The 12,487-nt window shown below is 58.3% G+C and carries 8 protein-coding genes; 7 read left to right on the plus strand and 1 reads right to left on the minus strand.

Annotated elements, in window-relative coordinates; translation table 11 throughout:
- Positions 1–55: 55 nt before the first annotated feature.
- From fliF to QE432_RS15505, 4 genes are all read left to right on the plus strand, one after another.
- Positions 56–1,738, plus strand: a complete 1,683-nt coding sequence (gene fliF / locus QE432_RS15490) for a flagellar basal-body MS-ring/collar protein FliF (RefSeq protein WP_003515013.1) — start codon at positions 56–58, stop codon at positions 1,736–1,738.
- A 372-nt stretch (positions 1,739–2,110) separates the two neighbouring features.
- Positions 2,111–2,842, plus strand: a complete 732-nt coding sequence (gene visN / locus QE432_RS15495; RefSeq protein WP_003515014.1) for a transcriptional regulator VisN — start codon at positions 2,111–2,113, stop codon at positions 2,840–2,842.
- Positions 2,843–2,900: 58 nt separating this feature from the next.
- On the plus strand, positions 2,901–3,602 hold the full coding sequence (gene visR / locus QE432_RS15500) for a transcriptional regulator VisR (protein ID WP_003515015.1): 702 nt from the start codon (positions 2,901–2,903) through the stop codon (positions 3,600–3,602).
- Between the two features lie 148 nt (positions 3,603–3,750).
- On the plus strand, positions 3,751–5,598 hold the full coding sequence (locus tag QE432_RS15505; protein ID WP_306624865.1) for a methyl-accepting chemotaxis protein: 1,848 nt from the start codon (positions 3,751–3,753) through the stop codon (positions 5,596–5,598).
- 55 nt (positions 5,599–5,653) lie between these two features.
- On the opposite strand, the gene QE432_RS15510 is transcribed toward QE432_RS15505, so the two are convergent.
- Positions 5,654–9,163, minus strand: coding sequence for a PAS domain-containing hybrid sensor histidine kinase/response regulator (locus QE432_RS15510; RefSeq protein WP_306624867.1), 3,510 nt, complete (start codon positions 9,161–9,163; stop codon positions 5,654–5,656).
- A gap of 216 nt (positions 9,164–9,379) precedes the next feature.
- On the opposite strand from QE432_RS15510, the gene mscL reads away from it, so the two are divergent.
- The 3 genes from mscL to galE all read left to right on the plus strand — a co-directional run bounded on the left by mscL (position 9,380) and on the right by galE (position 12,484).
- The gene (mscL, locus tag QE432_RS15515) at positions 9,380–9,808 is read left to right on the plus strand and encodes a large conductance mechanosensitive channel protein MscL (protein ID WP_003515034.1); all 429 of its coding nucleotides are present in this window, start codon (positions 9,380–9,382) and stop codon (positions 9,806–9,808) included.
- Positions 9,809–9,960: 152 nt separating this feature from the next.
- Positions 9,961–11,127: a pyridoxal phosphate-dependent aminotransferase gene (locus tag QE432_RS15520; RefSeq protein WP_065703807.1), complete on the plus strand. Its 1,167-nt coding sequence runs from the start codon at positions 9,961–9,963 to the stop codon at positions 11,125–11,127.
- 325 nt (positions 11,128–11,452) lie between these two features.
- The gene (gene galE / locus QE432_RS15525) at positions 11,453–12,484 is read left to right on the plus strand and encodes a UDP-glucose 4-epimerase GalE (protein ID WP_306624869.1); all 1,032 of its coding nucleotides are present in this window, start codon (positions 11,453–11,455) and stop codon (positions 12,482–12,484) included.
- The last annotated feature ends 3 nt before the right edge of the window (positions 12,485–12,487 follow it).

The following is a 12,487-nucleotide window of genomic DNA, read 5'->3' on the forward strand; positions in this document are numbered from 1 at the left end:
TTGTCATTACGGGGCCAAAAGGTCTCGGACTCTATGAATGACGGTGCGGAACAGAATGAATCTGTTAAATCAAATCCCTCAGGTCTTGAAGAATTTCGCGGCGCTGGGTCAGACACGGTTGTTGATGCTGGGCGGCGTGGGCATTTTGTCCATGGCCATTATCCTTGCAGCAGCACTTTACGTGAACCGTCCCGCTTACGAGACCCTTTATGTGGGACTTGAAAAAAGCGACCTCAACAAGATCAGCATTGCACTCGCCGAAGCGGGGCTGGACTTTCAGGTTGGAACGGATGGCGCCAGCCTCCAGGTTCCGGTCGGCCTCACCAGCAAGGCAAGGCTGCTTCTGGCCGAGCGCGGCCTGCCTGACAGTGCCAATGCCGGTTATGAGCTTTTCGACAATGTCGGTTCTCTCGGCCTGACTTCCTTCATGCAGGAAGTGACCCGGGTTCGCGCGCTTGAGGGTGAGATCAGCCGCTCCATTCAGCAGATCGACGGAATTGCGGCCGCACGCGTCCATATCGTCATGCCGGATGTCGGTAATTTCCGCCGCGGTGAGCAGAAGCCCACCGCATCGGTCATGATTCGAGCCAATGCCACCGCCGGGCGCAAGGCGTCCGCTTCCATCCGTCATCTCGTCGCCTCGGCCGTTCCCGGCCTTGAAGTCGATGACGTGACGCTGCTCGATTCCACCGGCCAGCTCCTCGCTTCCGGTGACGACGTCACCAACGCCGCCATGAACCGCTCGCTGACGCTGGCGCAGAACGTTCAGCAGGAAATCACCACCAATATCGACAAGGCGCTGGCGCCGTTCCTCGGCATGGACAATTTCCGCTCCAGCGTGACGGCGCAGCTCAATACCGACAGCCGGCAGATTCAGGAAACCGTCTACGATCCGGAATCGCGCGTCGAGCGCTCCGTCCGCACCGTTAAGGAAGACCAGAAATCCCAGGAAACGCAGCCCGATACGGCCGCGACCGTGGAACAGAACGTACCGCAGGCAGCGCCCCAGGGCGGCGCAGGTGGCCCGCAGTCTTCCGACCAGTCGGCCAAGAAGGAAGAGCAGACCAACTACGAAATCAATTCCAAAACGGTCGCCACCGTCAAGAATGGCTATACCGTCGAGAAGATTTCGGTCGCCGTAGTCGTCAACAAGGGTCGCATCGCCAAGATGGTCGGCGAACCCGTCGACCAGGCCAAGATCGACGCCTATCTTGCCGAAATGCAGAAGATCGTCACCTCGGCTGCGGGGGTTTCCTCCGATCGCGGCGATATCGTCACGCTGACGGCGATGGACTTCCTCGAAACGCAGCTGCTCGACGAAGCCGCAAGCGGGCCGGGCATCATGGAAGTGCTCAGCCGCAATTCGGCAGGCATCATCAACTCGCTCGCCTTCGTCGCTGTTGCTTTCCTCGTGGTCTGGCTCGGTGTACGCCCTCTGGTTCGTACGGTCACCGGCAACGGCGCGGCAGCAGGCCAGATCAGCCAGGAGACCGCAGGCCTCGAACTGCCGGATTTCTCTCCCGGCATGGATGCGGGTGCTGGTGGTCTCATGGAAGGGTTTGGGGCGGATTTCGGCTTCGACAGCACCGACGATCTTCTGGCAGGCGGCGACAGCGAAGGCACCTTCAACCGCCGGGTTCGCGAAGGACCGGAGCGCAGGCTCTCCCGCATGGTGGAAATCAGCGAAGAACGCGCAGCCAAGATACTTCGCAAATGGGCAGTGGAAAAAGCTGCATGATTTTGAAAAAGGCCGGGGTTATCCCGGCCTTTTGCGCATTTCCGGGTTCTTTGGTATCTTGGCGCCGCGCGCCGTCGCATTCCCGCTTTGGGACACTGTTTACAAAAAATTCAGCAACGATACAGTTTGCTGGGAATAGGCTGAGAATGCCGTTTATGGATTGGTCAGCTTTTCAGTATGTTTTTTAGGAATAGACGAACAAGGAAATACGTGGAAAGGCTGGTGTCAGGTAATGGCAAATCCCAGTCCGTTCCATAAAATGAAGTGATTCGGTCTCCGGGGGCTCACCATCCCATTTTGGTAAGCTTCTCGAATGGAATGATTCCATCCCGAGGTATAATCTCCCCATTGGGAGCAAGAGGGCGTAGGCGATTGAAAGTCGATGTTGATATCCGCAGGCTGTCTGCCAAGCCTATGGAGGGCATGGGTAAGCCCTTGCCACGCGACCAGCTTGCCAAGAACGTCGCAGCCTCGGCCGCTGCCGGCAACGTTTCAGGCGCGCTGGATCTGCTCGTAACCTACGCCGGCGCCTCGCATTATCTGCTGGCGCGGGAGGATCTTCTCGAAGAAACCGGACTGAAATTCATCATCACATCCGACTGGCCTTTCGATCTGGTGCGCAGGCTTGGTGCCGAACTCGCCAACAGCCAGAACAGATCGAGCGAAATGGAAAAGTGCCTTTCGCTTCTGCAGCCGCGATTGCTTGTTCTTCCGGACGACGTTTCTGTCCCCTTCGGCATCGACCGGCAATATTCGGCGCTTTCCTTCTGTGTGGGACGCATTCGTCTTTCGCTTCTGCTGCTGTTTCCTGAACACTCGGTTCCTTCGCCGGACCGTCTGCGCGAAATTGCGCTTCTGACCGGCTATTGCGTCAGCTTCGGCATTGCCAGCGAAGCAAAGGCCGTGCGTGACATCGACCTCACAGAACGTGAGCTTGAGTGCCTGTTCTGGATCGCGGAAGGCAAGACAAGCGACGAAATTGCGATGATACTTGGCATTTCGCGCAATACGATCAATAATTACATTACAAGTGTGATGCGGAAAACCGCGACGAAAACCCGCTCGGAGGCAATCGCCTACGCCGTGCGCAACAACCTCGTATAGATGGTCGGGACCCATGGTACAGACGAAAGATAATGAGGGTACGAGTCAAAGCAGCGGTATGTTTTACCGCAGCCCTGTTGTGACAAGCCGGTCGGATCTGTTTCCGAAGCTGGTCGCCATGCAGAAACTGGTTGGCGCACGTAATTTCGTGGTGACGAAGGCTGCCGCCTCCGGCTTCCCCAACAAGAAGAAGCTGACCTGCGAGCTGGAGAACTGGGGCATGAATGCCGCCGAACAGAGCGCGCAGTTCATCCGCGCGGTCGGCGATATTCTTTTGGATCATATCGAGACATCGCTGCTGCCGGTCATCTGGCGTAACAAGAATGCCGGCGGTTTTGCCGATCTTCCTGACGTGCCGGCTTTGATGCGCCGGATCGAGAACGATACATTGCCCTATGCGGGACTGGCTTTGCCGGTGCGGCTCGGCACGATTGGCAACGGCTACATCGTTTTCTGTGGCAGCAACCTCGTTCTCGACAACGAGGTCGTCATCGAACAGCACATTAAATGCTGCGAGATCATGGTCGATATGCTGGCGCTGGATGAGCGCAAGGTGGCACCGTCTGAAGCGTTGAGCGAAAGGGAAATCGCCTGTCTGCAACTGGCGGGTGATGGCCGTATCAGCGAAGAAATCGCGGTGAAGCTCGGGCTTTCGGTACACACCGTCAACGCCTATCTGGGTTCAGCGACGATCAAGCTCGATTCCGTCAACCGTATCCAGGCGATCGCAAAGGCCATCCGGCTCGGCTATATCCATTGATTGAGGGGGCGGGCTTTCCCGTCCCTATAAGCCGGCAGGCGCCGGCGCGGCTTGTGTAATCCACTCTAAAAGCTGCTATCGGTACTTCGCGTTTTTTTAACAGTTGCCAACTAGAACTTTTATAAGTTTGGTTTTGGGGAACTGTTTCATGCACAACCGGCTCTTTAAGTCCGTTGCGGGTAAGGTCGTCGTGCTGACGATCGGCCTGATTGCGCTCAGCGTCGCGGCAGTTGGTCTTTCGACATACATTCGCCTGAAGGACAATATCATCACCACTGCGCTGCGTGACACGCACAGCGCGATGCGCGGCATGGCGATCCTTTACGAGATGAAGGTCGGCGGCGTGGCCCTCGAAATGGTGGATGGAGAGCTCAAGAGTATCGGCCGCGCCAGCATCGGGACACTGCGCGACAATGATCTCGTCGACCGCACGGCTGCCGGTAATGGCGGCATCGCCACGGTTTTTGAAGCCAAGGCCGGCGATTATATTCGCATGACCACCAATCTGAAGAACGAAAAGGGCGAGAGAGCAGCGGGCACGAAGCTCGCCACCGACCATCCCGCTTTCGAAAAGGTTTCCAAGGGTGAGGGTTATTTCGGCGCCGCCACGCTTTTCGGCACCAATTACATGACCGGATACATGCCGGTTCTCAACAAGTCCGGAGCGACCGTCGGTATTCTTTTCGTGGGCGTTCCCATGGCCGTCTACGAAGCCCAGATTTTCGGCCTGCGCGACCTGATGCTGATCTGTGGCGCAGTTGCCATGGTCGGCGTGGGATTGCTCGCCTATTTCGTCATCCGGCGCACCCTGCAGCCTCTAGGCAAGCTTACCGATGCGGTGAAGTCCCTTTCGGACGGCAATCTCGATACGCCGATCCCCTATGCCACCAATACCAATGAATTCGGCAACATCGCCCGCGCTCTCGTGATATTCCGCGAGAATGCGCTTGAGAAACTCGCGATCGAGGGCAAAAGCGCCGAGGAACGGTCCGTGGCGGAATCGGAGCGTCACCGCAACGATGCCGAGAAGCAGGAGCTGGACGGCCAGATCGAATTCGCGGTCAGCGAGATCGCGTCCGGCCTCGGCAGGCTTTCGCGCGGTGATCTGAGCCGCACGATCGAGACACCCTTTAACGGCCGTCTGGATCGTCTGCGCACGGACTTCAACGAATCCCTTCTCAACCTGCGCGATGCGCTGGGGCAAATCCGCGAGCGCACCCTGGTCATCCAGCATAGCGGTTTTGAAATCGAGCAATCGTCGGTCGATCTGTCGAAGCGCACGGAGAATCAGGCGGCCTCGCTGGAAGAGACGGCAGCCGCTGTCGAGGAAATCACCGCAACGGTCAGATCGTCGGCCGAGCGGGCGCGCGAAGCCAACGAGGCCGTCCGCATCACCAAACAGAGCGCCGACAGTTCCGGTTCGGTCGTCAGCAATGCCGTGGACGCCATGGGCCGTATCGAAGACGCCTCGCGCAAGATCGAGCAGATCATCGAGGTCATCGATGACATCGCGTTCCAGACCAACCTTCTCGCCCTCAATGCTGGCATCGAGGCTGCGCGTGCGGGCGAGGCGGGCAAAGGTTTTGCGGTCGTGGCGCAGGAAGTGCGTGAACTTGCACAACGCTCCGCAGACGCGGCCCGTGAAATCAAGCAGCTCATCAACCAGTCAACGCATGAGGTGAGCTCCGGATCGAAGCTGGTGCAGGAAGCGGGCACGGTTCTTTCAGCCATCAGCCATCAGATTGTCGCCGTCAGCCAGCATGTCGAAACCATCGCGACGGCGACGCAGGATCAGTCCTCCGCGCTCCACAACGTCAACGGGTCCGTCAACCAGATGGATCAGATGACCCAGCAGAACGCGGCGCTTGCCCAACAGTCGAGCGCAGCCAGCAGGGTGCTGTCGGGCGAAGTGGAAGCGTTGCTCGATCTGGTTCAGCGTTTTCAGATGGAGCAGGGCTCGGCGACTGGCCAGGATCGACTGAGCCGCGCAGCCTGACATTGGAATTTTTGAAAGTCGAAGAGCTCCCGGATCGCAAGGTCCGGGAGTTTTTTTATTCCGCCGCCGCGCGGGCCGTGCTGGATATCTGGTTGATATAGGCCCGCAGCGCGGCCGGTTTGACCGGTTTATGCTGGACGGAAATCCCGTATTTTTCCGCATCGCTGCGCACTTCAGGGCTGCGGTCCGCCGTCACAAGCAGGGCAGGGATCGTTTTGCCGTAGAATGTCCTGATCAGGCGGATGGCGCTGATACCGTCGCCATCGTCGAGATGATAATCGGCAATGATGACATCCGGCGCCGCTGACATTGTCAGGAACGGTTCTTCGAGTGTGGCCACCGAACCTGCGGGCAACACCTCACAGCCCCATCCCGTCAGCAATAACGTCATGCCCTCAAGGATTTTCGGCTCGTTGTCGATGCAGAGTACCCTGACGCCGGCAAGCCGGTCGCTCGCCACCGGATTGGTGATCCCTCCAGCGGCCTTGGCTGGCGTCAGGCGGTCTGCCTCGCGCGGCAGGTGGATACGGAATGTCGTACCTTTTCCGGGTGTGGAAATCAGCTGTACCGGATGGTGCAGCATGCGCGACAGCCGGTCGACAATTGAAAGACCAAGTCCGAGGCCGGAGGCCGTTTTTGCACCCTCATCCAGCCGGGCGAATTCCTTGAAAACCGTGCGGAATTTGGATGCGGGAATGCCGATGCCGGAATCCGTCACCTGAATGACGACATCGCCTCCCCGGCGGCGCGCGCCAACGATGACCTTGCCACTCAGCGTGTATTTGATGGCATTGGAGACGAGGTTTTGTATCAGCCGCCGCAACAGGTTGGGGTCGGAGCGGACGGTGAGCGAGGTGGGCATGACCACGAGATCGAGGTTCTTTTCCTGCGCCATCGGCGCGAAATCGGTTTCGATGCGTTTCAGCAGCTCGTTCAGCGGCACCGATGTCATGCGCGCTTTCATCGAACCGGTGTCGAGGCGGGAAATATCGAGCACCGCGCCGAGAATGGTCTCTACCGACTCGAGCGCCGAATCGATGTTCTGGACGAGATCGCTTTCCCCCGAGGCGCCAAGCCGCTCGACCAGCGAGGAGGAATAAAGCCGCGCGGCATTCAGCGGCTGGAGGATATCGTGGCCGGCGGCAGCAAAAAACCGTGTCTTGCCGATGTTCGCCTCGTCGGCCGATGCCCTTGCCTCCGCAAGTTCGCGGTTGACGCGGGTAAGCTCGACGGTTCGTTCCGCCACACGCTGTTCCAGCGTTTCATTGGCCTGTTTCAGTGCCTGATCGCTCGCCACTCTCTGCGTGATATCGGTGAAGGTGGCGACGATACCCTTGTCCGGCATGGTGTTGGAGCGCACTTCGATGATGCGTTCGCCGCCGCCAAGCACTAGCGAGAAAGGCAGGTCCATGGTCAGGAAACTGGTGATCAGCTGTTCCGTGTCGCCCGGCGGCATGTCGCCGCGCTCCTGCAGCATGGAAACGATGTCCGTCAGCGGCAGCCCCACCTGCCCGAATTGCTCAGGTAGATCGAGAAGGGTGCGGAAGCGCCGGTTCCAGATCGTCAGCTGCTGCGAGCTGTCGAAAACGGCGATGCCCTGGTCCATCTGCGCCAGCGCCGTTTGCAGCATGTCCTGATTATATTGCAGCGCCTCGCTTGCCTGATCCAGCAGCCAGGCCGTGTCAGCGCTGGTGTCCTCCGCCTTCTGGAGAATGATCGAAAGCACGAGACGGGCTGAGGAGGAGCCGATGGCACTGCCCAGCAATTGTTCGGAGAAATGGATCAGCGCCATGTCGGCGGGCTGGTCGTCATTGAGCTTCCTGCCGGCCGTCTTTTCATAGGTCGCCAGTGAGCGCAGCATGCGCTCTTCACCGAGATAACGGGCAATCGCGCTTTTGAGATCGCCGACGCTGACGCGGGTTTTCCAGCCGCGCGTGGCGAATTGTGATTTCGAATGGCGCTTCACGAAGATGCCGGACTGGATGCGCTCCACGGGTCGCGGGTTGCGTGAAAGCGAGCCAAGCACGAAAGCCATGCTGTTGACGAGCAGGCTGAGGATGACCGCGTTCACAAATGGGTCGGCCTCGGGACCGTTGAAGACCGTACTGCCAGAAAACAGGAAGCCGAGAACGGTGGCCGCGACCTCTGAGTTATCAGGCCCGCCGAAGCTTGGCAGAAACAGCAGGTAGGCCCAGACAAAAAAGCCTGAACTCAAACCGGCAATCGCACCGCGCGCATTGGCGCGCCGCCAGAACAACCCACCGAAAAGGGCAGGGGCCATCTGGGCGATGGCGGCAAATGCCAGGAGGCCGATGGAAGCAAGCCCGGTGGCACTATCGGCCGCACGGTAATAGCCGTAGCCGAGAAGCATCACCGCAAAGATCGCTGTTCTGCGGATGTTGAGAAGCGTTTTGGCAAAGTTGTCCCGGTGCGGCGAGCGGTTCAAGAGCTTCTGCCGCAAAAAGATCGGCATGACGATGTCGTTGGAAATCATGATCGACAGCGCGACCGAGGCAACGATCACCATAGCGGTCGCCGCTGAAAATCCGCCAATGAAGGTAATCAGCGAAACGACCGGCATTTGATGCGCAAGCGGCAACTGCAGGACGTAAAGATCGGCGTTGCCATTGGCGCCGAGCGTCAAAATTCCGGCAAGCGCTATCGGCAGCACGAAGATGTTGATCGCAATCAGATAAAGCGGCAGCAGGAACCCCGCCATGCGCAGCTCTTCCGGCGTGCGATTTTCAACCACGGTGACATGGAACTGGCGCGGCAACAGGATGATCGCGAAACCGGAAAGCAGGGTCATCACGATCCAGCGGCTGATGGGCGTGTGATAGGATATGGCCCGCATGGCCCGTTCATTGCCCGACGCAAGTTCCCACAAATGCGAGGGGCCGTCGAATAGGACGAACAGAACGTAAAAGCCAACGGTGCACATGGCGACGAGCTTGACGAGCGATTCCATCGAAATCGCCAGAATAAGCCCGTCCTGGTGTTCGGTGGCGTCGGTATGCCGGGTGCCGAACATGACGGCGAAGCCCGCCATGACGATGGTGACGAGCAGCGGCAGATCGAGGAAATAGAGGTTGCCGCTGCCAATGCCGTAATCGCCGGGATCGACCATCGTCGCCACCGAACTGGAAACGGCCTTCAATTGCAGCGCGATATAGGGAATGGCGCCGACAAGCGCGATGATGGCGACAATCATCGCCACGGTGGAGTTCTTGCCGTAGCGGGCGGCAATGAAATCGGCAACCGACGTCAGCTTTTCGGTTTTGGCAAGCTCCACGATGCGGCGAATGATCGGCATGCCAATGGTGAAGGCAAGGATCGGCCCGGTATAGATGCCGAGGAATTCCAGCCCCTTGTCCGCCGCAAGCCCGACGCCGCCGAAATAGGTCCAGGAGGTGCAATAGATCGCCAGGCTAAGCGCATAGACGAACGGCCGCCCCTTTTTGGGAGCGTTTCTTTTCCGGCTGTTCCTGTCCCCATAACTTGCAACCGCAAACAGCAGCAGGACATAAGCGAAGGCCGAACCGAATATGATCCACCCAGGAAGCACGCATCCTCCCCATGCAACAATCCCTGAAAACGAGCATAGGCGAATTCCGGGCCGTTGAGAATGAGCGCGGTCTGATCATAAAGTTCAAGACTACCGTGCAAAAAGCCTAATAAATGCAATCTTGACGAATTCCAAATGGGACAGGGAATCTATATGGTTGAACCCGTAGGGACAGTCACATAGCTTCAGCTCGCGAAGCAGGAGAGGGACCATCTGATGCTTAACGAATTTAAAACCTTCATTGCCCGTGGCAATGTCATGGATCTGGCCGTGGGTGTTATTATCGGGGCGGCGTTCAGCAAGATCGTCGATTCCGTCGTCAACGACCTTATCATGCCGATCGTCGGTGCGATTTTCGGCGGGTTCGATTTTTCGAACTACTTCCTGCCACTCAGTTCCAGCGTCACCGCCAGCTCGCTTGCCGCCGCGCGCGATCAGGGCGCTGTCTTCGCTTATGGTAACTTTCTCACGGTCCTCATCAACTTCCTCATTCTCGCCTGGATCATTTTCCTGATGGTCAAAGGGGTCAACAAGCTTCGCGCTTCTGTCGACCGGAAAAAGATCGAGGAAAAGTCGGAACCGGCTCCGCCGCCGGAAGACGTCAAGCTTCTCACCGAAATCCGCGATCTGCTGAAGACGCGCTGAAGCTTAGATTGTCCCGGCGCGATATTGCTGACCATGGGTCAGCTCCCTCTCGCCGGGCATCCATCCATAAAGAAAATCCATGACTGTTGCACGGAATATCATGCATATCGCCCGTTCGATGCGATAAGAAGACACCAAACGGAGTGTCTTTAATGTCCATTTTGAACAGTCTGAGTGCGCGCTCTCTGGCGGCTCCCGAGAGCGGCATTGTCGAGGTCGTGAATTATGCCCGGGGACGGGACAATCTTCTGCCGCTTTGGGTCGGCGAAGGCGATCTGCCGAGCCCGGACTTCATCAACAGGGCGGCCATCGACGGGCTCAACAATGGCGAGACCTTCTATACCTGGCAACGCGGCATTCCCGAATTGCGCCAGGCGCTCAGCAGCTACTACGAGCGTCACTTTTCAGCCTCTCTATCCGCAGATCATTTTTACGTAACAGGTTCCGGCATGCAGGCGATTGCGCTTGCGGTGCAAGCGCTGACCTCGCCGGGCGACGAGATGATCTATCTCACGCCCACCTGGCCCAATATTGTTGCCGCCATCGGCGTGGCGGGCGCAAAGGCGGTCGCAGCCGGCATCGATTTCCACGATGGTCGCTGGGATCTCGATATCGGCAAGCTGGAAAGTGCGATCACCGGTAAGACGAAGGCGCTCTTTATCAACACGCCGTCCAACCCGACCGGCTGGACCGCAACGCGAGACAATCTTCGCGATGTTCTGGCACTCGCCCGCAAGCACGACCTCTGGATCGTGGCGGATGAGATTTACGCACTTTATCACTATACTGGCACCCGTGCGCCGTCGTTCCTCGACGTGATGGAACCGGATGACAAAATCGTCTTCGCCAATTCTTTTTCGAAGAACTGGTCCATGACGGGCTGGCGTGTTGGCTGGCTTGTGGCGCCACCCGTCATCGGCCAGGTGATCGAGAACCTTATTCAATATTCCACCTCCGGCGTGGCGCAGTTCATGCAGCGCGGCGCAGTCGCGGCTCTCGACCATGGCGACGGTTTCGTCCGCGAGAACTACGAACGCGCTCTGACATCCCGCGACATTCTCTGCGATGCGCTGATCGCGACGAACCGCGTGGAAACATTGAAGCCGGATGGCGCTCTTTATGCCTTCCTCAAGGTGGACGGCGTGACCGACAGCCGCGCCACGGCTCTGGATATCGTTGACAAGACCGGCGTCGGCCTCGCGCCGGGCACCGCCTTCGGCCAAGGCGGGGAGCTGTTTCTCCGCGCCTGCTTCCTGCGCAACCCAAAGCAGATCGAAGACGCAGCCGATCGGCTTGCGTCCTATATTCTCGGCAGATAACCGCGATCCTGCGATAGCCCGCCCTGCCGCGCCGAATTTGGCGCGGCAGGCAGATTTTCTGCCAAAAGAATCTTGGCGAGCCGCTAAAACTACAACCTCACGGCGTACCAATCGACGTGCGGGCTTTTCTGTGCTATGCGCCTTGTGTTCCATTTATGAGAACATTTTCATCTAATAAATAAAACACACTTCATTGCGCTAACCAATCGTAAGCCACCTTTTCATAGGGGCGAGGGATAGGTGGGGTATTTGCTGTGCAAGTAATCAATGATGAAGAATTATTGGCTTTGATGGACGCAACAAAAGCAAACAGGGAAGTAATGTCATGGCTGTTCTGGTCACCGGTGGGGCCGGTTATATAGGAAGCCACATGGTGTGGGCTTTGCTCGACGCCGGTGAAGACGTCGTTGTTGTCGACCGTCTTTCGACGGGATCACGTTGGGCGGTCGCGCCAGCGGCGCGTTTCTATCTCGGCGACGTCGCCGATCGCGACTTGCTCGGCCAGATTTTCGAACACAACCAGATCGAGACCATTTTCCACTTCGCTGGATCCGTCAGCGTCCCTGAATCGATCAGCCAGCCGCTGGAATATTACGAAAACAATACCGGCACGACCCGCGCCCTTGTTGCGGCGGCAGTCGGTCATGGTATCCGCAATTTCATCTTCTCTTCAACTGCCGCGGTCTATGGGAACCAACCCTTTGATGGCCCGGTGCCGGAAACGGCAGTTCTCAGCCCGGAAAATCCCTACGGCCTGTCGAAACTCGCCTCAGAAATCATGTTGCGCGATGTCGTGCAGGCGCATGATTTCAACTATGTGGCGCTGCGTTATTTCAATGTTGCCGGCGCCGACCCGAAGGGCCGTGCCGGGCCGTCCCCCACGGGTGTGGCGAACCTCATCAAGGTAGCGTGCGAAGCGGCAACCGGCCGGCGCGACAAGGTGGAGGTGTACGGAACCGATTATCCGACCGCTGACGGCACCGGCGTTCGCGACTATATCCATGTCAGCGATCTGATCGACGCGCATATGCTCGCCATGGCGCATCTGCGTGCTGGTGGCGGCACACGAACGCTCAATTGCGGTTATGGCGTCGGCTATTCGGTACTGGACGTGCTGCATGCCGTGCAGCGGGAATCCGGAAACGATTTCCCGGTTATCCATTGTCCCCGCCGCGCCGGCGACATTGCCACGATGGTTGCGGATTCGAGCCGCATCCAGTCGGAACTCGGATGGTCGCCGCGTTTCAATGATCTCACAACCATCGTTCGCACGGCCCTTCAGTGGGAGGCTAAACGTCAAGCCCAGCGAAGCGACAGGATTCTAACTGGGCAGCATAAACTGGCAGCGATAGGCTGAGCA

The sequence above is a fragment of the Agrobacterium sp. SORGH_AS_0745 genome (assembly GCF_030818995.1).
Taxonomy (GTDB): Bacteria; Pseudomonadota; Alphaproteobacteria; order Rhizobiales; family Rhizobiaceae; genus Agrobacterium; species Agrobacterium tumefaciens.